The following is a 24027-nucleotide window of genomic DNA, read 5'->3' as shown; positions in this document are numbered from 1 at the left end:
GCTTTGTTAGGGTTCGTGTGCGCGGGACAGAGATCGTAGCCAGCACTGGTGTGTGTCCGCACACCCGCGTGGGAGAGTGATCCGCACGGTATCGGCGTGAAGTCCCTGTAGGCATCAGCTGATTCAGCTGTGACCACGTATGAGAGAGTGAACCCTTTCGCCACCGTGTGCCCCGCGCGCCCTTTATCCTGCGAGGATTCATCATGGCGCGCAAGCCTTCCAAGCAACGCTTTACCGTCGTCCATCCCGATTGCGCAGCGATCGATGTCGGTGGTCGAGAGCATTTCGTGGCGGTCGATCCCCGGCACGAAAATCCCGTCCAGTCGTTCACGTCCTTTACTGACGACCTGCTCAAGATGGCTAACTGGCTTGAAAGCCTGGGGATCAAGGTCGTTGCCATGGAATCCACGGGGGTTTATTGGATTCCAATTTACGAGATTCTCAGCGAGCGCGGTTTTGAGGTTTATCTCGTCAATGCCAGAGCAACTCGGCAAATCACGGGCCGTAAATCAGATGTGCTGGATTGCCAGTGGATTTGGCAGCTGATGACTCATGGACTGCTCAGAGGCGCATTCCGCCCCGATGATCTGACCTGCTGCGTCCGGTCATTGGTCAGGCAGCGTGCTTCCAAAGTGAAAGACCAGGCGCAGACGCTGAACCGGATGCAAAAGGCCATGAGCCAAATGAACATCCAGCTGGCCAATGTCATCAGTGATATTTCCGGCGTAACTGGCATGAAGATTTTGCGAGCCATCTGCGCAGGTGAACGGGACCCAGTGCAACTGGCTGAACTGACCGACCGCCGCATCAAGGCAGGCAAGGAGGCTGTCGCTCGGAGTCTTCATGGCAATTGGCGACGCGAGCATTTGCATGCGCTAACTCAGGAATTGGCTGCCTATGACTTCCTGGAGCAGCAAATTGCTGATTGTGACGACGCCATAAAAGCCGCGTTAGAGCAGTTGCCGGTGCTGCAAAACAAGCCAGAGCCATCCAATAAGCCTTTACGGAGCCCGCACCGAAACGGTGCCCAACAGACTGAACTGCATCAGACATTGTGGAAAGTTCTTGGCGTGGACCTAACCGCAATTCCAACCATTGGGGTGGACACTGCATTAGTGCTGGCAGGGGAGATCGGTACAGATCTATCACGCTTCCCGTCCTCACAGCACTTCTGCTCTTGGTTGGGACTGGCTCCCCCTACTCGAATCTCCGGCGGTCATCGACTGGCAAGTGGTGGGCCAAAAATAGTCAATCGAGCAGCTCAAGCACTCAAGCAGGCTGCATCCAATGCCCGTAACGACAAGGGTTTCATTGGTGCATCGCACCGAGCCAGACTGACTCGAATGGATACCAGCTGCGCCATCAAGGCCACTGCGCATCAGTTGGCACGTCTGGTGTACAACCTTTTAACCAAGAAGCAGGCTTATGTTGAAAAAGGTCTTGAGGAGTTCGAAACCAGAAGCCAGGACCGGCAGGTCCGGGCTTTGCTCCGCAAAGCCCGGAAACTGGGGTATCAGCTGGTGGCCGCTTGAGTGCTTAGAAAACAGTGGGTTGTATTTTGTTTGATGAGAGCGGGTTCACCCGCGAATGCGTCGGTAGATCCACTATCGATTCGCGAGTGAACCCGCTCCCACAGGGTCAGTGTTCGGCCCATCCATCTGGGTCAGTCAGGCTGCTTGTCGACCCACTTCGGCGCCACCGGCGCGATAAAGCGGTCCATCCCGTCCAGCAGCTCGTCTGGCTGCTGTCCCAGCAGCAACATCGCCCGGTGTTGCGGGCGCACGAAGCCTTCTTCGACGATATGGTCGAGGAACCCGCCCAACTTGTCGTAGAAACCGTTCACATCCAGTAGGCCGAGCGGCTTGGCGTGATAGCCCAGCTGCCCCCAGGTCCACACTTCGAACAGTTCCTCCAGCGTACCCAGCCCACCCGGCAAGGCAATAAAGGCATCGCTCAGCTCGGCCATGCGGGCCTTGCGCGCATGCATGCCATCCACCACTTCCAGACGGGTCAGGCCTTTGTGGCCGACCTCAGCGTCCAGCAGGCTCTGCGGGATGATCCCCACCACTTCGCCACCGGCTGCCATGGCTGCGTCGGCAACCACGCCCATCAAGCCGACCGCGCCACCGCCGTACACCAGGGTCAAACCGCGGTGGGCAATGGCCTGGCCTAGCGCGACGGCTGCTTCACGGTAGGCAGGGTTGGCGCCGATGCTGGCGCCGCAGAACACACAAACGGAACGTACGGGCATTGCTCATCTCCTGTCACTCAGGTGCACAGGGTACGGCGCAAGCCCGTCACTTCCAAGGCCGGTTCATTCTGGCCGGGAGAATTCGCAGATTGCACCTGTAGCCCCGTGGGCGTAGGCAGCGAGCAGGCTATTGAGGAAATTGGAGATGGGCATTTGGTATTGCTCCTAAATGAGAGGTTGTCCCATCGTCCAATAAAAGGGCATGATGTGCCCTTAAATTGGTTGTATACAATCTATTGAACAATTCTACTGGCTGACCCCTTGACACCCCCTTGACCCATATCAGCAAGGGGCTGAACGGTTTCAGGCAGTCTCGCAATTGATAAAACCCTGCCAAGGAGATTCATGATGTTTGCGAAAGCTGTAGCGGTATCCCTGCTGACCCTCGCCAGCGCCTCTGTCTTCGCAGCCGAATGCTCGGTCACTGTCGACTCCACCGATCAGATGTCCTTCAATACCAAGGAAATCGTCATCGACAAGAGCTGCAAGCAATTCACCGTGAACCTGGAACATTCGGGCAACCTGCCGAAAAATGTCATGGGGCACAACGTAGTAATCAGCAAGGCCGCAGACATGCAGGCAATCGCTACTGACGGTTTGAGCGCCGGTATCGAAAAGGCTTACTTGAAAGAGGGCGATGAGCGTGTCATTGCTCACACCAAGATCATTGGCGCGGGCGAAAAAGACTCGGTGACCTTTGACGTGGCCAAGCTGGTTGCTGGCACGGACTACGGCTTCTTCTGCTCTTTCCCAGGCCACATCTCCATGATGAAGGGCACGGTCGTCGTCAAGTGAAGGCGGCTGTGTAGGCCTCTCGGGCCTATTCGCGGGCACGTCCCACAAGTTGATCACTGTTTTCAAGGACAGGGATTAACCTGCGGGTGCGCCCGCGAAGCTTTTATGGGGCGAACGGCAGTTCGCGCTTGTGCTGGGTCTTGCGGTAGGTGGCGACGATGATGTCGAACGCTGCCTGGTCAACCGGCTGCCCGTGCAGGAAGGCATCGATCTGCTGGTAGGTCACACCATGTGATGCTTCGTCCGGCTTGCCCGGCTCCAGGTCTTCCAGGTCGGCCGTTGGCACCTTCTCCACCAGTGACTCCGGCGCACCGAAGCTGCGCGCAATCGCCCGCACCTGATTCTTCACCAGCCCACTCAGCGGCGCCAGGTCGCAGGCACCATCACCAAACTTGGTAAAGAAGCCCATCACTGCCTCGGCGGCATGGTCGGTTCCGATCACCAGACCTGCGCGGGCGCCCGCGATGGTGTACTGGGCGACCATCCGGGTGCGCGCCTTGACGTTGCCAACCACGAAGTCCACCAGCGTCGGCGAGCCGTTCTTCAACTCCACCACTTCGGCCGCTAATGCACGCACTGCCGGGGCGATATCCACAGTGTGAACTTCATCAGCCTTGATCACGTCAAGGCATGCCTGGGCGTCATGCTCGTCATGCTGTACCTGGTACGGCAGGCGCACGGCAATGAAGGTGTATGCCTTGTCGCCGGTCTCGGCGCGCAGCTCGTTGATGGCGCGTTGGGCGAGCAGGGCGGCAGTCAGTGAGTCGACGCCACCGCTGATGCCCAGCACCAAGGTCTTGAGTCGCGCGTTGGCCAGGCAGTTCTTGATGAACGCCACGCGCCGGGCGACTTCGGCCTCGAGCGCTGCCGCGTCGACGAACGGCGGCTGTACCTTCAGCGCCTGGGCAATCTCTTGCTGAACCGCTTGCATGGGTTACTCCTTGCTGGGGACTTTGAATACGTGACGCATGTAGGCGACGAAGTTCTCGTCGCGGCACTGGGTCTTGGCGGCTTCGTCAGAGATCTTGGCCACCGGTGCGCCGTTGCAGTCGGTCATTTTAAGCACGATGCTCATTGGCGCCACACCTGGGATGTCGCAGGTCAGGTTGGTGCCGATGCCAAAGCTGACGTTGATGCGGCCGCGCAGGGCGCGGAAAATTTCCAGCGAGCGGGTCAGGTTGAGGCCGTCTGAAAACACCAGGGTCTTGGTCATCGGGTCGATACCCAGCTTCTGGTAATGGGCAATGGCCTTTTCCGCCCAGGCTACCGGCTCGCCTGAATCATGGCGCAGGCCGTCGAACAGCTTGGCAAAGTACAGGTCGAAATCGCCGAGGAAGGCATCCATGGTGATGCAGTCGGTCAGGGCGATGCCGAGCAGACCACGGTACTCGCGTACCCAGCAGTCCAGCGCGGCAATCTGGCTGTCGATAAGCCGTGGGCCGAGCTGCTGGTGGGCCATGATCCACTCGTGGGCCATGGTGCCCAGCGGCTTGATATCCAGTTTCCATGCCAGGTCGACGTTGCTGGTACCGACAAAGCGGCCGGGGAAGTCGTCGCGCAGCACCCGTACCACTTCCGCCTGCACGCGGCTGGAAAAACGCCGGCGGGTGCCGAAATCGGCCACCTGCAGTTCGGCCAGCTCGTCGTCGCTGGCATGCGCGCGCAGCCAGTCGAACTTGCGGTACAACTGGTCCCGCGCCTCGGCCAGGCGCATGTGCGGGTGCAGATTGCGATTGCGTACTTCGCTGATGATGGCCAGCAGCGGCACTTCGAACAGGATCACATGCAGCCATGGACCTTTCAGGCGCAGGAACAGCTGGTCGTTTTCAATGCCGACGTGCACGTAACGCAGGTTGAAGCGGAACAGTCGCAAAAAACGTAAAAAGTCGGGTTTGAGGAAGCTGATGCGTTCGAGGAAGGCCAGCTGGCCATCGTCCAGGGTGAGGTCGCCAAGCCGTTCGAGCTGATTGCGAATTTCGCCGAGGTAGGGGCGCAGGTCCTCACCGTTGCGGCAGCGGAATTCCCATTCGACGTCGGCGTCCGGGTAGTTGTGCAGCACTCCCTGCATCATGGTGAGTTTGTAGAAGTCGGTGTCGAGCAGGTTGTGCACGATGCGCTCGGCGAATGCGCTTTCGCTCATCAAGGGGGCTCCGGAAGCGGCGATTGGGGGACATTGTGCCAGCCTTTTACCCCTTGTGTGGCTGTTCCGGCCTCTTCGCGGGCAAGCCCGCTCCTACACGGTGCGGGGACTTGCTCCTGCTGTAAGAGCGGGCTTGCCCGCGAAGAGGCCGGAACGGCCAAAACAGAGGTGTTTTTCCGTGCACCGGCTAGCCTTGAAACGGTGCCGCCTGTAGCACTCGCGCACCAGTGGTGTGCACTTCGGTGACGTTGGCTGTTACAGGGCGGTTGCACGTAAACACTTGCAAGGGTTGCAATGATGGCACTCGATGGTTGCTCCTTGTCTGTACGTGTGGTGGCGCCTGCCGCGTGGCAGACGGTTGCACGCTCAATAAAGAAAAGGCCGCCCGTCGCCTGCAGGCACCCTTCACAGTGTGTTTTCCCGGAACACAAAACCTATGGCACGGCCCTTGCTCGGAGTACCGGGCTGAGAAGTTGTAGTGCCAACCAAAAAAACTCTAGGAGCACCACCTCATGTCGCAGACGTTTTACAAGAAAGGTTTCCTGGCTCTGGCCGTAGCTACGGCACTGGGTGTTTCTTCGTATGTCCAGGCCGACGTCAAGATCGGCGTAGCGGGCCCCATGACCGGGGCAAACGCAGCGTTTGGCGAGCAGTACATGAAAGGTGCGCAGGCAGCGGCCGACAAGATCAACGCCGCCGGTGGCGTGAATGGCGAGAAAATCGTCCTGGTCAAAGGCGATGACGCCTGTGAACCGAAGCAAGCCGTGTCCGTGGCCAACCGCCTGGTCGATCAGGACAAGGTGATCGGCGTGGTGGGCCACTTCTGTTCCTCCAACACGATCCCGGCGTCCGAGGTATATGACGAGGCGGGCGTGATTGCCATCACCCCAGGCTCCACCAACCCAGCGGTCACTGAGCGCGGCCTGAGCGCCATGTTCCGCATGTGCGGCCGTGACGACCAGCAGGGTATCGTCGCAGGCGACTACATCGTCGACGTGCTCAAGGGCAAGAAGGTCGCGGTGTTGCACGACAAGGACACCTACGGCCAGGGCCTGGCTGACGCGACCAAGGCGCAGCTGGAGAAACGTGGCGTGAAGCCTGTGCTGTACGAAGGCCTGACCCGTGGCGAGAAAGACTTCAGCGCTGTAGTCACCAAGATCCGCTCTACCGGTGCCGACGTGGTCTACTTCGGCGGCCTGCACCCGGAAGCCGGCCCGCTGGTTCGCCAGCTGCGCGAGCAGGGCCTGAAAGACGTCAAGTTCATGTCCGATGATGGCATTGTCACCGACGAACTGGTGTCCACCGCCGGTGGCGCGCAGTACGTGGATGGCGTTTACATGACCTTCGGTGCCGACCCGCGCCTGCTGCCAGACAGCAAGGCGGTGGTGGAGGAGTTCCGCAAGGCCGGCACCGAACCTGAGGGCTACACCCTGTACGCCTACGCTTCGCTGCAGGCGCTGGCTGCCGCGTTCAATGGCGCGAAGTCGAACAAGGGCGAAGACGCTGCCAAGTGGCTCAAGGCCAACCCGGTGCAGACCGTCATGGGCGAGAAGAAGTGGGACAGCAAGGGCGACCTGACCGTCTCCGACTACGTGGTCTACCAGTGGGACAAGAACGGTAAATACCACCAGCTGGAAAAACAAAAATAACAATGGCCCTCGGCCCGGGCTGTTGCTCGGGCCCAAGCCCCGCGGTACCTGTCTTTATTCGTAGATCTGCACAGTTCTGCGCGGCAAGGGCCCCGCACAGGTGGCCCGCGCCGTGGTCGGCGCTCGTGCAATCTCAATCAGGTGAGATTGCGTTATGGATGGTATTTTCCTGCAGCAACTGGTCAACGGCCTGACCCTCGGGTCGGTCTATGGCCTGATCGCCATCGGCTACACAATGGTCTATGGCATTATCGGCATGATCAACTTCGCGCACGGCGAGGTGTACATGATCTCCGCTTACCTCGCGGCGATCAGCCTGGCATTGCTGGCTTACTTCGGTGTCGAATCGTTCCCCCTGCTGATGCTGGGCACCCTGTTGTTCACCATCGTCGTCACCGGCGTGTATGGCTTCACCATCGAACGCATCGCTTACAAACCGCTGCGTAACTCCACCCGCCTGGCACCGCTGATCAGCGCCATCGGCATTTCGCTGATCCTGCAAAACTACGCGCAGATCAGCCAGGGCGCCCGCCAGCAAGGCGTGCCAACCCTGCTGGAAGGCGCCATGCGTGTCGAAGTCGGCACCGGCTTCGTGCAACTGACATATACCAAGATCTTCATCCTGGTGGCGGCCTTCGTCGGCATGGGCCTGCTGACCTACGTGATCAAGTACACCAAACTCGGCCGCATGTGCCGTGCCACCCAGCAAGACCGCAAGATGGCCTCGATCCTGGGCATCAACACCGACCGGGTGATCTCCTACGTGTTCGTCATCGGTGCAGTGATGGCCGCCCTGGCTGGCGTGCTTATCACCATGAACTACGGCACCTTCGACTTCTACGCCGGCTTCATCATCGGTATCAAGGCGTTCACTGCCGCAGTGCTCGGTGGTATCGGCTCGCTGCCGGGTGCCATGCTCGGCGGGATCATCCTGGGTATTTCCGAGTCGCTGTTCTCAGGCCTGATCAACTCCGACTACAAGGATGTGTTCAGCTTCTCACTGCTGGTGATGATCCTTATCTTCCGCCCACAAGGTCTGCTGGGTCGCCCGCTCGTGGCTAAGGTGTGAACATGTCCGTTGCCAAAACTGCCTCTGTTAGTGAAACCAAGGGTTTCGACCTTAAACGCAGCCTGCTGGAGACCATTGTCGCAGGCCTGCTTGCACTCATCGTGTTCGGCCCGGTCGTTGGCGTAGTACTCGACGGCTACACCTTCAATGCCGAGCCGCGCCGCGTAGCCTGGCTGGTCGGCGGTGTGATGGTTGGGCGCTTCCTGCTCAGCCTGTTCCTGCAGACTGCCCCCGGGCAACGCATGCTCCTGGGCTTCGACAGCGGCGGCTCGGGCGTGCATGTGACCGCCCCGGACTACAAGTCGCGCCTGCGCTACATCATTCCTGCGCTGATCGTTATTGCCATCGTTTTCCCGATTTTCGCCAACAAGTACCTGCTGACCGTGGTCATCCTCGGCCTGATCTACGTACTGCTGGGCCTTGGCCTGAACATCGTGGTCGGCCTGGCCGGCCTGCTCGACCTGGGGTACGTGGCGTTCTATGCCATCGGTGCCTACGGCCTGGCGCTCGGTTATCAATACCTGGGGCTGGGTTTCTGGAGCGTGCTGCCGTTGGCGGCCATTGCTGCGGCGCTGGCGGGTTGCATCCTCGGCTTCCCGGTGTTGCGCATGCACGGTGACTACCTGGCGATCGTGACGCTGGGCTTTGGCGAGATCATCCGTCTAGTGCTGAACAACTGGCTATCGTTCACCGGTGGCCCCAATGGCATGCCGGCGCCTTCACCCACCTTTTTCGGCCTGGAGTTCGGCCGTCGGGCCAAGGATGGCGGGGTGCCGATCCACGAGTTCTTCGGCTTCGAGTACAACGCCAGCCTCAAGTTCGTGTTCATCTACGCGGTGCTTTTCATGGTCGTGCTGGCTGTGCTGTACATCAAGCATCGCCTGACCCGCATGCCGGTCGGCCGGGCCTGGGAAGCGCTGCGTGAAGACGAGATCGCCTGTCGTTCGATGGGCCTGAACCACGTGTTGGTCAAGCTGTCGGCCTTTACCCTGGGTGCCTCGACTGCCGGTTTGGCGGGGGTGTTCTTCGCCACCTACCAGGGCTTCGTCAACCCATCGTCATTCACATTCTTCGAGTCGGCGCTGATCCTCGCCATTGTCGTGCTGGGCGGCATGGGCTCGACCGTGGGCGTGGTCATCGCCGCGTTCGTGCTGACCGTGGCGCCGGAACTGCTGCGTAGCTTCTCCGAGTATCGGGTGCTGTTGTTCGGCGTGCTGATGGTGCTGATGATGATCTGGCGACCGCGTGGGCTGATCCGCATCAGCCGTGCCGGTGTGACCCCGCGTAAAGGAGTGGCGCCATGAGCGACGATATCATTCTCTCGGTCGACAACCTGATGATGCAGTTCGGTGGCATCAAGGCGCTCAGCGACGTCAGCCTGAAGGTCCGGCGCAACCAGATCTTTGCCCTGATCGGCCCCAACGGCGCCGGCAAGACCACGGTGTTCAACTGCCTGACCGGCTTTTACAAGGCCAGTGGCGGACGCATCGAGCTGAACGTGCGCGGCAGCCACACCAACGTCATCCAACTGCTCGGCGAACGCTTCCAGGCCGCCGACTTCGTGTCGCCTGCGCGCTTTGCCAGCCGTATCTACTACAAGATGTTCGGCGGTACCCACCTGGTCAATCGCGCCGGCCTGGCGCGCACCTTCCAGAACATTCGCCTGTTCAAGGAAATGTCGGTGGTGGAGAACCTGCTGGTGGCCCAGCACATGTGGGTCAACCGCAACTTGCTGGCCGGGGTGCTCAACACCAAGGCCTACCGCAAGGCCGAAAGCGATGCACTGGACCACGCCTTCTACTGGCTGGAAGTGGTCGATCTGGTCGATTGCGCCAACCGCCTGGCCGGCGAGCTTTCGTACGGCCAGCAGCGGCGTCTGGAAATTGCCCGGGCCATGTGCACGCGGCCGAAGATCATCTGCCTGGACGAACCGGCGGCGGGCCTGAACCCGCAGGAAACCGAAGCACTCAGCCGCATGATCCGTGTGCTGCGTGACGAGCACGACATCACGGTGGTGCTGATCGAGCACGACATGGGCATGGTCATGAGCATTTCCGACCATATCGTGGTGCTGGACCACGGCAACGTGATTGCCGAAGGTGCACCGCAGGACATCCGCCACAACCCGACGGTGATTGCCGCCTACCTGGGTGCAGACGAAGAGGAACTGGTATGAGTGCACCCATTCTCGAGCTGAAGGACCTGGACGTGTTCTATGGGCCGATCCAGGCGCTGAAGAAGGTCTCGATGCACATCAACGAGGGCGAGACGGTAAGCCTGATCGGTGCCAACGGTGCCGGCAAGTCGACCCTGCTGATGTCGATTTTCGGCCAGCCGCGGGCGGCATCCGGGCATATCGTGTATCGCGGCACTGACATCACCCGCAAATCCTCGCACTACATCGCCTCCAACGGCATTGCCCAGTCGCCGGAAGGGCGTCGGGTGTTTCCCGACATGTCCGTCGAGGAAAACCTGATGATGGGAACCATCCCCATCGGCGACAAGCATGCCGACGAAGACATGCAGCGCATGTACGAGCTGTTCCCGCGGTTGAAGGAGCGGCGTAACCAGCGGGCCATGACCATGTCCGGTGGCGAGCAGCAAATGCTGGCGATTGCCCGGGCGCTGATGAGCCGGCCGAAGTTGCTGTTGCTGGACGAGCCCTCGCTGGGGCTGGCGCCGATCGTGGTCAAGCAGATCTTCTCGACCCTGCGAGAGCTGGCCAAGACCGGGATGACCATCTTCCTGGTGGAGCAGAACGCCAATCATGCGCTGAAACTGTCGGACCGGGCCTATGTGATGGTCAACGGGCAGATTCGCATGACCGGGACCGGGCAGGAACTGTTGGTCAATGAGGAAGTGCGTAACGCTTATCTGGGTGGGCACTGAGTTGTATGCAGGGGCTGCAATGCAGCCCCCTTCCCAATGTGGAAAACTTGTCGTTCCCTTCTCTCGGCGCACGCCAATATTCCCCCGCAAGCCATTGTTTCCACAGGCCACATCTTTTCCACGGATAATGTGGAGCCGCCTGTGGAAAACATGGTGGCATATCGCTCTAGGCCTTTATAATCAAGCCCTGTAGGCATATGATCATTTTTTGTTCATATCCCCTTTGTGGATGATTTTCTCTGATTTTCACAACCCCTGCGTGCACTTCAAACGCAGCGAAAATCCTGTGGATAAGTCTGTGAGAAAACGTTGGACAGACCGTTGCAGGCGGCATGTTTGAAAGCCTTGCGCCATCACCTAAAAGATATCCACCGACCGCAACCAGCTGAAAGGGTTCCGTGCAGTGGACAAGTTGCCCCCAATCCGTGGGGAAAGCCCTGTGGATAACATGCGCATACCTGGCGGCGAGCCCTCTGTCGCAAGGGTTTGACGAATATGAACAAAAAATGAACAGCCCCTGAGCGGCTTGCTGCCAGCGCTGTGCGCGGGCATGCTGCAAAGCTGGCATGAACCTACCGCGAGGAACAGAGCATGACGTCCACCGTATTCATCACTGGCGCGACTTCCGGTTTCGGCGAGGCCACCGCCCGCCGCTTCGCCGAAGCCGGCTGGAAGCTGGTACTCACTGGGCGCCGCAAAGAGCGCCTGGATGCCTTGTGCGCTGAACTGTCGGCCACGACCGAAGTGCATGGCCTGGTGCTGGACGTGCGTGACCGCAAGGCCATGGAGCAGGCTATTGCCAATCTGCCGGCCGGCTTTGAAAAGATTCGCGGTCTGGTCAACAACGCCGGCCTGGCGCTGGGTGTGGATGCTGCACAGAACTGCAGCCTGGACGACTGGGAAACCATGGTCGACACCAACATCAAGGGCCTGATGTACACCACTCGCCTGCTGCTGCCACGGCTCATCGCCCATGGCCGCGGCGCGTCGATCCTGAACGTCGGGTCGGTGGCGGGCAACTATCCGTACCCGGGCAGCAACGTGTATGGCGGCACCAAGGCCTTCGTCGGCCAGTTCTCGCTGAGCCTGCGTTGCGACCTGCGCGGTACCGGCGTGCGTGTGAGCAACATCGAGCCGGGCCTGTGCGAGAGCGAGTTCTCGCTGGTGCGTTTCGGGGGTGACCAGGCCAAGTACGATGCTACCTACGCGGGTGCGGAGCCGATCCAGCCACAGGATATTGCCGAGACCATCTTCTGGATCCTCAACCAGCCGGCGCACATCAACATCAACAGCCTGGAACTGATGCCGGTGAGCCAGGATTGGGCAGGGTTTTCGATCGACCGATCAAAAGGCTAGGCACAAGCCGCGAACCGGAAAGACCCGGTTCGCGAAACAACCGCATCGCTCAGTTGATAAAGCTAAAGCCGGTTCTGTCTTCAGGGATGATGCCTAACGCTTGAAGGACATCGTTGATGGCGTCATGGCGGCCCATGTCCTCAGCCGTTGCTTCGCAGTTGATGACACGGCGCAGGCTTAGCAGGTAGCTGAGTTTGCCATGAGAGTGCTCGTCATAGCGGTGGCCGTGATCGATAATCTTCTGTGCCGCTCGGTTGATCTGCTCTTCGACAAATGCCTTGAAGGCTTCTGCTTCCATTTTGGTAACTCCTGAACGTTCGAGAAAGGAGCACCAACATAGGCGTGGGGAGATGCTTCCGGCAGAGGGAAGCGCTCACCCCTGACAGGTTCGTTGTATGGACAGTCAGGTGTTCGCCTGATTCAGTCCTTCCAGGCAGGTAGCCAAGTGATAAGGCGTGGTCGACGGCATGTCATCCCTGCTCACCGCGCCGTCACCACCTCGGCACTCATACCAGCCCGCGTCACGCAGGAACCGCGCTGAAAGCGCGCCTAACTGCCCAGCTAGCTTTGCTTCGCTACCTTCACGCAATGTAAGCGCCCGCAGGTACTCGGCCTGCGCCCAGATACGCTGGGAGGCATCAAGCACCCGGCCATCCGCCTTCAGCATGGCCAGTACCGCCGCATCCTTCACCCCGCATTGCTCGGCAAAGCCGAAAGCCCGGTCAATTGAGGCATGCAGCGGCGTCTCACGCAGCAGCGGGGAGGTATGCAACAGATAGAACCACTCGAACTGGTGCCCCGGCTCGAACCAGTTATCCACAGCCCCGCGTGGCTTTTCCAGCATCAGGCCATGGACCGGGTCAATGAAATGCGTCTCCAGCGCCTGACACAATTGCAGCAGTGACTGGCGGACATGTTCGTCGCCACGCACAGCCAGTACCTGCAGGAACGCTTCGGCCAGGTGCATCTGTGGGTTTTGCAGCGGGCCAGTGCCGAGGTCGGCCCAGTCTTCGCCCAGGCAGGCTTCGTACAGGCCATCGTCACGGGCAAACTGCTGGTCGATGATGTCCAGCGCGGCATTCAAACTGGACTCCACCAGGCTTTCGCGCACTTTGCCCCAGTAGTGCGCGCAGGCGAACACGATGAAGGCGTGGGTATACAGGTCCTTGCGCCGGTCCAGCGGCTTGCCGTGGGCGTCGATGCTGTAGAACCAGCCACCGTGCTCGGCGTCGTGGAAGTGCTTTTGCAGCGAGCGAAACAGGGCTGCGGCACGCTCGGCGGCTCCCGGCTGCCCGATACGGCTGCTGAACAGGTAAAGCTGGCGCGCACATGCCATGGCGCGGTAGCGCTGCACCGGCAACGGATGGTGCTGGGCGTCCAGCGCTTCGTAGGGCAGGGCCATGTCGGCGTTCCAGCCCGGGCCTTGCCACAGCGGCACGATACGTTCGGCGAAGTGCTGGTTGAAGCGGGCCAGTTCGGGCAGGGTGGGGCGGGGGTCGGACATTTAGGCGCTCGTCGCTGTCGGGCAGGGCGCCATGGTAGCAGAAGTGGGGTTTCAGTAGCCTGGGTTGCCGAGTCCCTGCCAATGCCGTGCCCCGACAAAGATGAAGCGCAATTGCTGGGTGATCTTTTCCTGCGGCGTCAGGACCTGTGGATAACCCGCTTCCGGGTTGTCGATAAGCTCGGGCAGGGTGGCGAATACGGTCTTGACCACCAGGTCGGCCATCACCGCCAGCGCAGCGCTGTCCAGGTGTTGCCATCGCTTCATCCGCGCAAGGTCGGTGGCAAGGTCGTCGCTGATATCCTGGCGCAGGCGGGCAATGGCCTGGCGCACGGCCTGTGAACCGCCGTACTGCTCGCGGGCCAGGAACAGGAACTGCGCGTGGTGGGCGGCTACCACATCGAGAAAGATGCGCACCGAAGCGTCGGTGATGCCGCCCAGTTCGAACTCGTTCTGGCGCACCAGGCGGATGGTCTGGCGGAAGGTGGTGTCGATTTCGGCGACAAGGGCCAGGCCCAGGGCGTCCATGTCGGAGAAATGCCGGTAGAAGCCGGTCGGCACGATGCCGGCTGTTTTCGCCACCTCGCGCAGGCTGATACTGCCGAAACCACGGCCACTCTCCATGAGCAGGCAGGCGGCATCGAGCAGGGCCTGGCGGGTCTGTAGCTTCTGTTCGGCGCGCGGCAGCATGGTGCGGGCTTCTGTAACGGTCAGGCTGGGCACTCTAGATAAAAAAACAAAGCCCGGTCAATGGACCGGGCCTGGAGGGGAGCAAGCGTTTTGACATAAGTTGTTCTTTTCGGCCATGGCGATCAGCTCACACGGCTGAGTTCAACCAGGCGATCCGAGCCACCCTCAGCGACACGGCCAGCTTGTTCGATCAGGCGATCCGAGCCACCTTCAGCAACTCGGCCACTTTGTTCGATCAGGCGGTCCGAGCCACCTTCAGCGACACGGCCAGCTTGTTCGATCAGGCGATCCGAGCCACCTTCAGCAACTCGGCCACTTTGTTCGATCAGGCGATCCGAGCCACCTTCGGCGACACGGCCAGCTTGTTCGATCAGGCGATCCGAGCCACCTTCAGCAACACGGCCACTTTGTTCGATCAGGCGATCCGAGCCACCTTCAGCGACACGGCCAGCTTGTTCGATCAGGCGATCCGAGCCACCTTCGGCGACACGGCCAGTGCGTTCGATCAGGCGATCAGAACCACCTTCAGCTACGGCTTTCAGCGGCTGGGCAATTTCGGCAGCGCTGGAGCGCGCTTCGGACGTCAGGTGTTGCTCGGACGCTGGCAGGGCGAAAGCGTTGGCGGCCAGAAGGGACAGGGTCAGGGTCAGCAGATGGCGTTTCATGATTTCGGTGCTCCTCTCGGGGGCTGGAAAGTGGGTACGGAGCCAATGCTACGCCGCGTAACGCCAGAGAGAAGTTCATATGGGTAATGGTAACAATCGACCATATTGATAGAGGTTGGAAAGGCCTCTATTCCAAGCCTTGCAGGCGTAATGACAATCCCCTGACCCTGTTGATGGTAGGTAACATGTGCGCCGTGGCGCGACAGATTCCTGAGCAAAAGGCCAGGAAAAACTTCGCTATCATGGCGCCATCGATAAAACCTCGCGGGTTTTCATCAGTCGGAGTTATTGAGGCCATCGCTGCGCCTGTTTTCTGTCATGCCGCAAGGAGAATTACGCAATGACGCGTCCCGCCAGAATCCTCGTCTGGACCCTCGCCAGCCTGCTCACCGTGCTGGCGATCCTGGTGGTAGTGATTGCCACCTTCGACTGGAACCGCGTCAAGCCATTGCTCAACGAGAAGGTCTCCGAAGCCTTGCATCGGCCCTTCGCGATCAACGGCAACCTCGCCGTGCACTGGCGTACCGAACCCGAAGAGGGCGGTTGGCGTGCCTGGGTGCCTTGGCCGCACTTCATTGCCGAAGACCTGACGCTGGGCAACCCCGAGTGGCTCAAGGAGCCGAAGATGGTCGGCCTTGAGCGCGTGGAGTTTCGCCTGGCGCCGCTGCCGCTGGTGTTCCAGCAGATCAGCATACCCCGCATCAACCTCACCAAGCCCACTGCCAGCCTCACTCGCCTGGCCGATGGCCGTGCCAACTGGGTCTTCGACTTCGGCCCCAAGGATGAAAACGCTGAACCTTCCAAATGGCAGCTGGACATCGGCGCCATCGGCTTCGATCAGGGCAACGTCAGCTTCGACGACCAGACCCTGAAAACCAGCATGAAGCTGCAGATCGACCCGCTTGGCAAACCAATCCCGTTCAGTGAGATTGTCGGCAAGGCCAGTGCCGAGAAGGTCGGTGGTGCGCAGGACTATGCCTTCGGCCTCAAGGCCCAGGGCCGCTATAAAGGCCAGCCAGTGTCCGGCACCGGCAAGATCGGTGGCCTGCTGGCCCTGCAGGACGCCAGCCAGCCGTTCCCGCTGCAGGCCGACGTGCGCATCGCCGACACCCATGTGGTCCTCGCCGGCACCCTCACCGACCCGCGTAATCTTGGCGCCCTCGACCTGCGCCTGCGTTTGTCGGGTGCCAGCCTGGGTAACCTCTACCCCTTGACCGGGGTCACCTTGCCTGACACCCCGGCCTATTCCACCGACGGTCGCCTCAGCGCCAACCTGCATGCGGCGGCAGGGGCGACGTTCAATTACCAGGGCTTCAACGGCAAGATCGGCGACAGCGATATCCACGGGGACCTGGCCTTCGTTGCCAGTCAGCCACGGCCCAGACTGTCCGGTAACCTGGTATCGAACCAGTTGCTGTTCAAGGACCTGGCGCCGCTGATCGGCGCCGACTCCAATGCCGAACAGAAGGCCCGCGGCGGTGCCAGCAAGCAGCCTGCAGGTAAGGTGCTGCCAGTGGAGGCGTTTCGCACCGAGCGCTGGCGCACGATGGACGCTGACGTCACTTTTGCTGGCAAGCGCATCGTGCACAGCGCGCAGCTGCCGTTCAATGACCTGTCGGCCCATGTGGTTCTCGAAGACGGCCTGTTGCGTCTGGAGCCCCTGCGCTTTGGCGTGGCTGGCGGCAGTCTGGCCTCCAACATCCGCCTGGACGGGCGCAGCGTGCCCTTGCAGGGGCGTGCGAAGTTGACTGCGCGGGGCTTCAAGCTCAAGCAGCTGTTCCCCACCTTTGCGCCTATGCAGACCAGTTTTGGTGAGCTCAATGGTGACGCCGACATCAGCGGCCGTGGCAACTCGGTAGCCGCCTTGCTGGGTACAGCCAATGGCGACCTGCGCATGCTGATCAACGATGGCGCCATCAGCCGCAGCTTGATGGAAATTGCCGGGTTGAATGTGGGCAACTATGTGGTCGGCAAGTTGTTTGGTGATGAGGACGTGAAGATCAACTGTGCGGCTGCTGATGTTGGCATCAAGGATGGACTGGCGACTACGCGACTGTTCATCTTCGATACCGAGAACGCGATCATCTACATCAACGGCACGGCAAATTTCGCTTCCGAGCAACTGGATTTGAACATCACCCCGGAATCGAAAGGGCTGCGGTTGTTCTCGCTACGTTCACCGCTGTATGTGCGCGGACCGTTTGTCAAACCGAGCGCCGGTGTGCAGGCACTGCCGCTGGCGTTGCGCGGCGCAGGGATGGTTGCGCTGGGTGTTGTTGCCGGGCCGGCGGCGGGGTTGCTGGCGCTGATTGCGCCCAGCAGCGGGGATGACCCGAACCAGTGCACACCGTTGTTGCAGCAGATGAAGGCAGGCAAGGCGCCGGCAACGGTAAAGGCGCAGAAATAGCAGGGGCCGCAAAGCGGCCCCAGAAGGGTGTCGGAAATCAAAGGCCTTGCAGCAGGTCGGACATATCGTCCGCGTGCTCTTCTTCCTGCGCCAGGATGTCTTCGAATATGCGACGGGTAGTCGGGTCCTTATCCCCGATGTACTGAATGATTTCCCGGTAGCTGTCTATGGCGATCCGCTCTGCCACCAAGTCTTCCAGCACCATCTCTTTCAGCGAATTGCCGGCCACGTACTGGGCATGCGAGTTCTTGGTCAGGTTGTCGGGGTTGAAGTCCGGCTCTCCGCCAAGTTGCACAATGCGCTCGGCCAACTTGTCGGCATGTTCGGCTTCCTGGTTGGCATGTTCCAGAAATTCCTCGGCAGCCACACTCGCTTTTATGCCGCTGGCCATGAAGTAGTGGCGTTTGTAGCGCAGCACACAGACCAGCTCGGTGGCCAGCGATTCATTAAGCAGGCGCAGGATCTGCTCACGGTCGGCGTGGTAACCCTCGGTCACTGCGCCTTGCTCCACATGCTGGCGTGCACGCTCGCGCAGGGTTTTCACATCGGTCAATTCAACATTGCTCATGGTTATCTCCAGCAGGGGTCAGGGTCAGGTTGGAGCGCAGGCTTACGCGCCATGCAGGGCGTCGCTGTCCTCTTGGCGTTGTTTGCAGGTCTTGAAGCCTTTGGCATCGACATGGCCGGTGGCATCGAAGCGCACGTAGTAGGGCTGCTGATTGCCATCACGGTTGAGGATGTAGTTGTTGCAGGTGCCCCCGTGCGGCAGGTCGATCACGTTCGACGGGCTGCCGCCAATGGCGATGACCTTCTGCATGGTCATACCGTTCTCCACCTGCTTGACCAGCGGCTCGTCGCGGTAGGTGACGTAATCCACCGGGTTTTCCGGGCGGCTGCCGCAGGCGGTCAGGGTGGCGCTTGCCAGAAGGATTGCCAGGGTCTGCTTGTACATTTTCCCGCTCCTTGCAAAGGGTCTGTGTGGTTTTGAACCACAACGCGCGCCGGGAGTTCGATTGCGATGGTCATGATGGCCGCTGTAGTGTTGGCCTGTCATCCACGCAAAAGGGGCTGCGTCAATGCAGCAGGATTTGGCCACGCGATACCCGCTGGTGCTGGTGCCGGGCATGCTCGGGTTTGTCCGGATGGTGCTCTACCCCTACTGGTTCGGTATTGTGCCGGCCCTGCGCAAGGGCGGGGCGCAGGTGTTTCCGGTGCAGGTTTCGCCGCTGCATTCCAGCGAGGTACGTGGCGAGCAGTTGCTGGCGATCATTGACGACATCTGCCAACGTACTGGCGTCGACAAGGTCAACCTCATCGGCCACAGCCAGGGCGCCCTGAGCGCGCGTTACGCAGCGGCCAAACGGCCGGGGCGGGTGGCATCGGTCACGTCGGTGGCGGGGCCCAACCATGGTTCTGAGCTGGCCGACCACCTGGAACGCACGGCACCGGGCAATTCACCCCAGGGGCGCATCCTCAAGGCTGTGCTGCATGGGTTTGCCGTGCTGCTGGTGTGGCTGGAAACCGGCTGGCGTCGTGAGCCGCTGCCGGTAGATGTGCACGCCTCGCACCAGTCGCTGACCAGCGCCGGGGTGGCACTGTTCAACCAGGCTTATCCACAGGGCCTGCCGCAAACCTGGGGTGGGGAAGGGGCTTATGAGGTCAATGGCGTACGCTATTACTCCTGGTCCGGCACCCTGCAACCGGGCCTGACAGATCAGGGGCGCAACCGCTTCGACGGCAGCAGCCGCTTCTGCCGCCTCTTCGCACGCAGCTTTATCAAGGAAAAGGGCCATTGCGACGGCATGGTCGGGCGTTTCAGTTCGCACCTGGGGCAAGTGATCGGCGACGATTACCCGCTCGATCACCTGGACATCGTCAACCAGTCACTCGGTGCCGTGGGCAAAGGCGCCGAGCCGGTGCGGCTGTTCACCGAACATGCCGCCCGGCTCAAGGCGGCGGGGCTTTAGCTCAAGCGCCTTGGCGCTAACCGACATCTTGGTGAGCACGGTGCTTCCGGCCCAGGAGAGGATGGCGGTAAGGGGAATAGGTAATTCATTTAGCAGGTCTCGAAAAGCAGTTTTTGGAGGCGTTCGCCGTTACAGCAGATGCACCTGTAAGGTCGAGCGCCGCCCGCGCGGCGCATCGCGAGCTGCGCTCGCTCCTACGTTTGTTTCGGGCCAGTTATTTCTGGGGGATTTGCGCGCGAACGCCTTGGCGCATGGCTCGATATCGCGCCGTACAAACAAGGCGGTCGCGCGCGTCTGCCACAGGCGTTACTGGCCCGAAACAAACGTAGGAGCGAGCGCAGCTCGCGATGCGCCGCGCGGGCGGCGCTCGATTTCTGCCCCCCCCTAAAACCCACGGCAAACACACCCGGCCATTGCGCAACGTCATGCCAGCCGGTGTGGCCTTGAGGGTATGGCGGTAGAGGTGCGTCGCCTGGGAGACCGAGCGCCGCCCGCGCGGCGCATCGCGAGCTGCGCTCGCTCCTACGTTTGTTTCGGGCCAGTTATGCCTGTGACAGGCGCGCGCGACCGCCTTGTTTGTACGACGCGATATCGCGGCATGCGCAAAGGCGGGCGCGCGCAACTCCCCCCAGGAATAATTGGCCCGAAACAAACGTAGGAGCGAGCGCAGCTCGCGATGCGCCGCGCGGGCGGCGCTCGCTCTATGCACCACCTCAGAACTCACGTCAGGCATCTCTTGCCCGCACCTCGCCAGGCGCGGGGGGGCGTTGAACATTCTTGGCTACACTCAGCTCGACCCCCGTGCATCGGGCGCGGAGCCAAGGAGACCACTCCATGAAAGTGCTGCAAATCCCGTTACTGGCGCTGGCGGTGTTGTTCAGTGCCCAAGGTTTCGCTGCCAATACCGCGCAGCAGGAGAAAATGAAAACCTGCAACGCCGACGCCACCGCCAAGGCCCTCAAGGGCGATGAACGCAAAGCGTTCATGAGCACCTGCCTGAAAAAGGATGCGCCACAAACCCAGCAAGAGAAAATGAAGACCTGCAATGCTGACGCTACCACCAAAGCCCTGAAGGGGGACGAGCGCAAGGCCTTCATGAGCGATTGCCTGAAGAAGAAATGACCTGCGCCTATGCCTGCGCCGCCAAGGCTGGCAGACTGCGGCATTCCCGCTGTCTGCCGTCGAGGCTGTATGACCTTTACTCCCCGTCAGATCACCCTGGCCAGCCTGATCATCGTCATGGCCGGGTTGCTGCTGACTTTGCCCCTGAAGTTGCTGCCCAGCCTGCTGGCCGGTTTGCTGGTGTTCGAACTGGTCAACATGCTGACCCCGCGCCTGCAGCCGCTGCTTGCTGGTCAACGCGCGCGTTGGCTGGCCGTGGCGCTGCTCGGCACTTTGGTGGTCAGCACCCTGACACTGCTGATTGCCGGTGCATTCAGCTTCCTGTTGCACGAGGCGGAAAACCCCGGTGCTTCGCTGGACAAGTTCATGTCCTTGGTCGAGCGAGCCCGCAGCCAGTTGCCCCCCTTCATCGAAGGCTACCTGCCTGCCAGTGCCGCAGAGTTCAAGGTGGCCATCGGCGACTGGATCAAGAGCCACCTGAGCGATTTGCAGCTGGTGGGCAAGGGCATGGCGCACATGTTCGTGACGATGCTGATTGGCATGATCCTCGGCGCTATCATCGCTTTGCAGCGCATTCCCGATATTTCCCGGCGCAAGCCCCTGGCGGCGGCGCTGTTCGAGCGTCTTAGCCTGCTGGTGAAGGCGTTTCGCAACATCGTGTTCGCGCAGATCAAGATCTCGATGCTCAACACGATCTTCACCGGCATTTTCTTGGCCGTGGTGATGCCACTGTTCGACGTGCACCTGCCGTTGACCAAGACGCTGATCGTGCTGACCTTCCTGCTGGGCCTGCTGCCGGTGATCGGCAACCTGATGTCCAATACCTTGATCACCATCGTCGGCCTGTCGCTGTCGATCTGGGTGGCGGCGGCTGCGCTGGGTTACCTGGTCGTTATCCACAAGGTCGAGTACTTCCTCAACGCGCGGATCGTGGGTGGGCAGATCAGTGCCAAGGCATGGGAATTGCTGCTGGCGATGCTGGTATTCGAGGCGGCGTTCGGGCTACCCGGTGTCGTGGCGGGGCCCATCTACTATGCCTATCTGAAGAGTGAGCTGAAGCGGGCGGAGCTGGTTTGATCATGTATTGGCCTGTACCGGCGTGTTCGCTGGTACAGGCTAAACAAACAAATCAGGCAGCGCCGTAACGCTTGCGCGCCTCGATAGCCAGCCCGCTACCAATGCTGCCAAAGATGTTGCCTTCTACATGCCGCGCATTCGGCAGCATCGCCGAAACACTGTTGCGCAGCGCTGGAATGCCGCTGGAGCCACCCGTGAAGAACACCGTATCGACCTGGCCTTCGCTTACCCCGGCCTTGGCCAGCAGTTCGGTGACGCTGCCGCGCACGCGCTCCAGCAGGCCTTCGATCGCCTCTTCGAACAGTGCGCGGGTCAGTTCCGCAGTCAGTTCGGGCTCGACGCGGCGCAGGTCGATGTGGCGGCTGTCGCGCTCGGTCAGTTCGATCTTGCTGGCTTCCACTTCCATCGCCAGCCAGTGCCCGGCGCGTTGCTCGATCAATTTGAACAGGCGATCGATGCCGAAGCTGTCCTCGATGTCATAGCGCATGCTGCCCAGCGCCAACTGCGATTTCTGCGAGTACAAGGCGTTGATGGTGTGCCAGGTGGCCAGGTTGAGGTGGTAGCTGGTCGGCATCAGCGCACCGCTCTTCATGCGGCTGCCGTAGCCAAACAACGGCATCACGCCCTGAAGGCTCAGTTGCTTGTCGAAGTCGGTACCGCCAATGTGCACACCGCCGGTGGCGAGGATGTCACTTTGGCGCTCGGCGACCAGGTGGCGCTCGGGCGACAGGCGGATCAGGGTGAAGTCCGAGGTACCACCGCCGATGTCGACGATCAGCACCAGCTCTTCGCGGCTGATGCTCGACTCATAGTCGAAGGCCGCGGCAATCGGCTCGTACTGGAACGACACGTCCTTGAAGCCGATTTTGCGCGCCACCTCGGCCAAGGTGTCTTCGGCCTCCTGGTCGGCAGCCGGGTCTTCGTCGACGAAGAACACCGGGCGGCCCAGCACCACCTGGTCGAATTCACGGCCAGCGGCTGCTTCAGCGCGCTTCTTGAGCTCGCCGATGAACATGCCCAGCAGGTCCTTGAACGGCAAGGCGCTGCCCAGCACGCTGGTGTCGTGCTTGATCAGCTTCGAGCCCAGCAGGCTTTTCAGCGAGCGCATCAGGCGGCCTTCGTAGCCTTCCAGGTACTCGTGCAGCGCCAGGCGGCCATACACCGGGCGCCGCTCTTCGATATTGAAGAACACCACCGAGGGCAAGGTGATCTTGCCGTCTTCCAGGGCAATCAGCGACTCGACGCCAGGCCGGTGCCAGCCGACCGTGGAGTTGGAGGTGCCAAAGTCGATGCCCAGGGCGCGGGCCGGGGATACGTCAGACATGGGAAATGGGCTTCCGGAGGCAAAACGGCCGCGCAGTGTATGCCAGTTGGCTACAGAATCAAGACCAGTCGTCTGCCTTGAGACAAACCCAAGTCGGTCTTGAAAGGCTATGCTTGACCCCTATCTTCAGTTGCAACATGCACATTCACATTGGTGATCCATAAATGGACTTCAAAGACTATTACAAGATACTCGGCGTAGAGCCCACTGCGGACGACAAGGCGATCAAGGCCGCTTACCGCAAACTGGCGCGCAAGTATCACCCCGATGTCAGCAAGGAGCGCGACGCCGAAGAAAAATTCAAGGAGGCCAACGAGGCCTATGAGGTGCTGGGCGACGCGCAGAAACGTGCCGAGTTCGACGAAATTCGCAAGTACGGCGGCCAGCATGGCCGGCCGTTCCAGGCACCACCGGGTTGGGAAAATCGTGGCGGTGGCGGCGGCTTCGAAGGCGGCGACTTCTCCGACTTCTTCAGCTCGATCTTCGGTGGGCGCAGTGCTGGTGGCAATCCCTTCGGTGGCGCCCGGCAGCAGCAACGCAGTGCCGGCAGGCGGGGGCAGGACGTGGAGCTTGAACTGGCAGTATTCCTTGAAGAGACCCTGAGCAAGGAGTCCAAGCAGATCAGCTTCCAGGTGCCGCAAACCAATGCCATGGGCCAGCGCACCGGCTTCACCACCAAGACCTTGAACGTGAGGATTCCGGCCGGGGTGACCGACGGCGAGCGCATCCGCCTCAAGGGCCAGGGCGCGCCGGGCAGCGGTGGTGGGGCCAACGGTGACCTGTTCCTGACCATCCGCATGGCACCCCACCCGCTGTTCGATGTCGAAGGTCATGACCTGATCATCACTGTGCCGTTGGCACCGTGGGAGGCGGCCCTGGGCGCCAAGGTGGCGGTTCCGACCCTGGATGGCAAGATCAACCTGACCATCCGCCCTGACAGCCAGAGCGGCCAGCGCCTGCGTGTACCGGGCAAGGGCCTGGCGAACAAGCAGGGAGAGCGCGGCAACCTTTATGCGCAGCTCAAAGTGGTGATGCCACCCGCGTCGGACGAATCTGCCCGCGAACTCTGGACCAAGCTTTCCGAGAAAGCTGCGTTCAACCCGAGGACACAATGGAGTAAGTGAT

The 24027-nt window shown here is 60.8% G+C and carries 23 protein-coding genes; 13 read left to right on the top strand and 10 right to left on the bottom strand.

Annotation, left to right across the window (positions count from 1 at the left end; all coding sequences use genetic code 11):
• Positions 1 to 203 precede the first annotated feature (203 nt).
• Positions 204 to 1532, top strand: coding sequence for an IS110-like element ISPpu9 family transposase (locus AC3B5Q_RS23160; RefSeq protein ID WP_084851606.1), 1329 nt, complete (start codon positions 204 to 206; stop codon positions 1530 to 1532).
• A gap of 131 nt (positions 1533 to 1663) precedes the next feature.
• On the opposite strand, the gene AC3B5Q_RS23155 is transcribed toward AC3B5Q_RS23160, so the two are convergent.
• Positions 1664 to 2251, bottom strand: a complete 588-nt coding sequence (locus AC3B5Q_RS23155) for a cytokinin riboside 5'-monophosphate phosphoribohydrolase (RefSeq protein WP_028697884.1) — start codon at positions 2249 to 2251, stop codon at positions 1664 to 1666.
• A gap of 348 nt (positions 2252 to 2599) precedes the next feature.
• On the opposite strand from AC3B5Q_RS23155, the gene azu reads away from it, so the two are divergent.
• Positions 2600 to 3046 (top strand): azurin, encoded by a 447-nt coding sequence (gene azu, locus AC3B5Q_RS23150; RefSeq protein WP_028697883.1) that lies wholly within the window; start codon positions 2600 to 2602, stop codon positions 3044 to 3046.
• 103 nt (positions 3047 to 3149) lie between these two features.
• Here azu and nadE read toward each other — a convergent pair whose 3' ends face one another.
• Entirely contained in the window at positions 3150 to 3977 is an 828-nt protein-coding gene (nadE, locus tag AC3B5Q_RS23145) for an NAD(+) synthase (RefSeq protein ID WP_021784448.1), read from the bottom strand.
• Between the two features lie 3 nt (positions 3978 to 3980).
• A complete protein-coding gene (pncB, locus tag AC3B5Q_RS23140) occupies positions 3981 to 5186 on the bottom strand; it encodes a nicotinate phosphoribosyltransferase (protein WP_021784447.1) in 1206 nt (401 codons plus the stop codon).
• A gap of 512 nt (positions 5187 to 5698) precedes the next feature.
• Between pncB and AC3B5Q_RS23135 the strand changes: the two genes are divergently transcribed.
• The 6 genes from AC3B5Q_RS23135 (at position 5699) to AC3B5Q_RS23110 (ending at position 12149) form a co-directional block, all read left to right on the top strand.
• The gene (locus tag AC3B5Q_RS23135; protein ID WP_021784446.1) at positions 5699 to 6835 is read left to right on the top strand and encodes a branched-chain amino acid ABC transporter substrate-binding protein; all 1137 of its coding nucleotides are present in this window, start codon (positions 5699 to 5701) and stop codon (positions 6833 to 6835) included.
• A 154-nt stretch (positions 6836 to 6989) separates the two neighbouring features.
• A complete protein-coding gene (locus AC3B5Q_RS23130; protein WP_014592581.1) occupies positions 6990 to 7904 on the top strand; it encodes an ABC transporter permease subunit in 915 nt (304 codons plus the stop codon).
• 2 nt (positions 7905 to 7906) lie between these two features.
• Positions 7907 to 9208 carry a high-affinity branched-chain amino acid ABC transporter permease LivM gene (livM, locus tag AC3B5Q_RS23125; protein ID WP_021784445.1) on the top strand — a complete coding sequence of 434 codons (1302 nt, stop codon included), beginning with the start codon at positions 7907 to 7909 and terminating at the stop codon, positions 9206 to 9208.
• The gene (locus AC3B5Q_RS23120; RefSeq protein WP_021784444.1) at positions 9205 to 10080 is read left to right on the top strand and encodes an ATP-binding cassette domain-containing protein; all 876 of its coding nucleotides are present in this window, start codon (positions 9205 to 9207) and stop codon (positions 10078 to 10080) included. Before livM ends, AC3B5Q_RS23120 begins: the two co-directional genes overlap by 4 nt.
• Positions 10077 to 10793 carry an ABC transporter ATP-binding protein gene (locus AC3B5Q_RS23115; protein ID WP_021784443.1) on the top strand — a complete coding sequence of 239 codons (717 nt, stop codon included), beginning with the start codon at positions 10077 to 10079 and terminating at the stop codon, positions 10791 to 10793. Before AC3B5Q_RS23120 ends, AC3B5Q_RS23115 begins: the two co-directional genes overlap by 4 nt.
• A gap of 591 nt (positions 10794 to 11384) precedes the next feature.
• Positions 11385 to 12149, top strand: coding sequence for an SDR family oxidoreductase (locus AC3B5Q_RS23110; RefSeq protein WP_275966529.1), 765 nt, complete (start codon positions 11385 to 11387; stop codon positions 12147 to 12149).
• A 49-nt stretch (positions 12150 to 12198) separates the two neighbouring features.
• Here the strand turns inward: AC3B5Q_RS23110 and AC3B5Q_RS23105 are convergent, their stop codons facing one another.
• From AC3B5Q_RS23105 to AC3B5Q_RS23090, 4 genes are all read right to left on the bottom strand, one after another.
• Entirely contained in the window at positions 12199 to 12447 is a 249-nt protein-coding gene (locus tag AC3B5Q_RS23105) for a hypothetical protein (RefSeq protein ID WP_021784441.1), read from the bottom strand.
• Positions 12448 to 12552: 105 nt separating this feature from the next.
• Complete coding sequence (locus AC3B5Q_RS23100; protein WP_028697880.1) at positions 12553 to 13653, bottom strand: AGE family epimerase/isomerase; 1101 nt, start codon at positions 13651 to 13653, stop codon at positions 12553 to 12555.
• A gap of 51 nt (positions 13654 to 13704) precedes the next feature.
• The gene (locus AC3B5Q_RS23095) at positions 13705 to 14340 is read right to left on the bottom strand and encodes a TetR family transcriptional regulator (RefSeq protein ID WP_021784439.1); all 636 of its coding nucleotides are present in this window, start codon (positions 14338 to 14340) and stop codon (positions 13705 to 13707) included.
• A 122-nt stretch (positions 14341 to 14462) separates the two neighbouring features.
• Positions 14463 to 15005, bottom strand: coding sequence for a phage infection protein (locus tag AC3B5Q_RS23090; RefSeq protein WP_103463101.1), 543 nt, complete (start codon positions 15003 to 15005; stop codon positions 14463 to 14465).
• A 340-nt stretch (positions 15006 to 15345) separates the two neighbouring features.
• Between AC3B5Q_RS23090 and AC3B5Q_RS23085 the strand changes: the two genes are divergently transcribed.
• Positions 15346 to 17412, top strand: coding sequence for an AsmA family protein (locus AC3B5Q_RS23085; protein WP_021784437.1), 2067 nt, complete (start codon positions 15346 to 15348; stop codon positions 17410 to 17412).
• A gap of 37 nt (positions 17413 to 17449) precedes the next feature.
• Here AC3B5Q_RS23085 and AC3B5Q_RS23080 read toward each other — a convergent pair whose 3' ends face one another.
• The gene (locus AC3B5Q_RS23080; protein WP_020192925.1) at positions 17450 to 17980 is read right to left on the bottom strand and encodes a ferritin-like domain-containing protein; all 531 of its coding nucleotides are present in this window, start codon (positions 17978 to 17980) and stop codon (positions 17450 to 17452) included.
• A gap of 42 nt (positions 17981 to 18022) precedes the next feature.
• Positions 18023 to 18364 carry an osmotically-inducible lipoprotein OsmE gene (gene osmE, locus AC3B5Q_RS23075; protein WP_021784436.1) on the bottom strand — a complete coding sequence of 114 codons (342 nt, stop codon included), beginning with the start codon at positions 18362 to 18364 and terminating at the stop codon, positions 18023 to 18025.
• Between the two features lie 124 nt (positions 18365 to 18488).
• Between osmE and AC3B5Q_RS23070 the strand changes: the two genes are divergently transcribed.
• The 3 genes from AC3B5Q_RS23070 to AC3B5Q_RS23060 all read left to right on the top strand — a co-directional run bounded on the left by AC3B5Q_RS23070 (position 18489) and on the right by AC3B5Q_RS23060 (position 21578).
• Entirely contained in the window at positions 18489 to 19379 is an 891-nt protein-coding gene (locus AC3B5Q_RS23070; RefSeq protein WP_021784435.1) for an esterase/lipase family protein, read from the top strand.
• A gap of 834 nt (positions 19380 to 20213) precedes the next feature.
• Complete coding sequence (locus tag AC3B5Q_RS23065; protein ID WP_101196730.1) at positions 20214 to 20501, top strand: PsiF family protein; 288 nt, start codon at positions 20214 to 20216, stop codon at positions 20499 to 20501.
• Positions 20502 to 20570: 69 nt separating this feature from the next.
• Positions 20571 to 21578 carry an AI-2E family transporter gene (locus AC3B5Q_RS23060; protein WP_021784434.1) on the top strand — a complete coding sequence of 336 codons (1008 nt, stop codon included), beginning with the start codon at positions 20571 to 20573 and terminating at the stop codon, positions 21576 to 21578.
• A 52-nt stretch (positions 21579 to 21630) separates the two neighbouring features.
• On the opposite strand, the gene AC3B5Q_RS23055 is transcribed toward AC3B5Q_RS23060, so the two are convergent.
• Positions 21631 to 22902: an Hsp70 family protein gene (locus AC3B5Q_RS23055; RefSeq protein WP_021784433.1), complete on the bottom strand. Its 1272-nt coding sequence runs from the start codon at positions 22900 to 22902 to the stop codon at positions 21631 to 21633.
• A gap of 164 nt (positions 22903 to 23066) precedes the next feature.
• Here AC3B5Q_RS23055 and cbpA point away from each other — a divergent pair, with 164 nt between their 5' ends.
• The gene (cbpA, locus tag AC3B5Q_RS23050; RefSeq protein ID WP_019437188.1) at positions 23067 to 24026 is read left to right on the top strand and encodes a curved DNA-binding protein; all 960 of its coding nucleotides are present in this window, start codon (positions 23067 to 23069) and stop codon (positions 24024 to 24026) included.
• Position 24027: the final 1 nt, after the last annotated feature.

This window comes from Pseudomonas sp. D5(2026) (genome assembly GCF_057766845.1).
The sequence above is the reverse complement of the archived record's forward strand: the minus strand, read 5'-3'. Positions and strand labels throughout refer to the sequence as shown.

Bases quoted from the DNA above. Each gene is read 5' to 3' on its own strand.
- AC3B5Q_RS23100 (WP_028697880.1), bottom strand. From the start codon at position 13,653: ATGTCCGACCCCCGCCCCACCCTGCCCGAACTGGCCCGCTTCAACCAG.
- AC3B5Q_RS23095 (WP_021784439.1), bottom strand. From the start codon at position 14,340: ATGCTGCCGCGCGCCGAACAGAAGCTACAGACCCGCCAGGCCCTGCTC.
- AC3B5Q_RS23160 (WP_084851606.1), top strand. From the start codon at position 204: ATGGCGCGCAAGCCTTCCAAGCAACGCTTTACCGTCGTCCATCCCGAT.
- AC3B5Q_RS23120 (WP_021784444.1), top strand. From the start codon at position 9,205: ATGAGCGACGATATCATTCTCTCGGTCGACAACCTGATGATGCAGTTC.
- AC3B5Q_RS23135 (WP_021784446.1), top strand. From the start codon at position 5,699: ATGTCGCAGACGTTTTACAAGAAAGGTTTCCTGGCTCTGGCCGTAGCT.
- pncB (WP_021784447.1), bottom strand. From the start codon at position 5,186: ATGAGCGAAAGCGCATTCGCCGAGCGCATCGTGCACAACCTGCTCGAC.
- AC3B5Q_RS23070 (WP_021784435.1), top strand. From the start codon at position 18,489: ATGCAGCAGGATTTGGCCACGCGATACCCGCTGGTGCTGGTGCCGGGC.
- AC3B5Q_RS23155 (WP_028697884.1), bottom strand. From the start codon at position 2,251: ATGCCCGTACGTTCCGTTTGTGTGTTCTGCGGCGCCAGCATCGGCGCC.
- AC3B5Q_RS23060 (WP_021784434.1), top strand. From the start codon at position 20,571: ATGACCTTTACTCCCCGTCAGATCACCCTGGCCAGCCTGATCATCGTC.
- osmE (WP_021784436.1), bottom strand. From the start codon at position 18,364: ATGTACAAGCAGACCCTGGCAATCCTTCTGGCAAGCGCCACCCTGACC.
- cbpA (WP_019437188.1), top strand. From the start codon at position 23,067: ATGGACTTCAAAGACTATTACAAGATACTCGGCGTAGAGCCCACTGCG.
- AC3B5Q_RS23115 (WP_021784443.1), top strand. From the start codon at position 10,077: ATGAGTGCACCCATTCTCGAGCTGAAGGACCTGGACGTGTTCTATGGG.
- AC3B5Q_RS23130 (WP_014592581.1), top strand. From the start codon at position 6,990: ATGGATGGTATTTTCCTGCAGCAACTGGTCAACGGCCTGACCCTCGGG.
- AC3B5Q_RS23105 (WP_021784441.1), bottom strand. From the start codon at position 12,447: ATGGAAGCAGAAGCCTTCAAGGCATTTGTCGAAGAGCAGATCAACCGA.
- AC3B5Q_RS23090 (WP_103463101.1), bottom strand. From the start codon at position 15,005: ATGAAACGCCATCTGCTGACCCTGACCCTGTCCCTTCTGGCCGCCAAC.
- azu (WP_028697883.1), top strand. From the start codon at position 2,600: ATGTTTGCGAAAGCTGTAGCGGTATCCCTGCTGACCCTCGCCAGCGCC.
- nadE (WP_021784448.1), bottom strand. From the start codon at position 3,977: ATGCAAGCGGTTCAGCAAGAGATTGCCCAGGCGCTGAAGGTACAGCCG.
- AC3B5Q_RS23110 (WP_275966529.1), top strand. From the start codon at position 11,385: ATGACGTCCACCGTATTCATCACTGGCGCGACTTCCGGTTTCGGCGAG.
- AC3B5Q_RS23055 (WP_021784433.1), bottom strand. From the start codon at position 22,902: ATGTCTGACGTATCCCCGGCCCGCGCCCTGGGCATCGACTTTGGCACC.
- AC3B5Q_RS23065 (WP_101196730.1), top strand. From the start codon at position 20,214: ATGAAAGTGCTGCAAATCCCGTTACTGGCGCTGGCGGTGTTGTTCAGT.
- livM (WP_021784445.1), top strand. From the start codon at position 7,907: ATGTCCGTTGCCAAAACTGCCTCTGTTAGTGAAACCAAGGGTTTCGAC.
- AC3B5Q_RS23080 (WP_020192925.1), bottom strand. From the start codon at position 17,980: ATGAGCAATGTTGAATTGACCGATGTGAAAACCCTGCGCGAGCGTGCA.
- AC3B5Q_RS23085 (WP_021784437.1), top strand. From the start codon at position 15,346: ATGACGCGTCCCGCCAGAATCCTCGTCTGGACCCTCGCCAGCCTGCTC.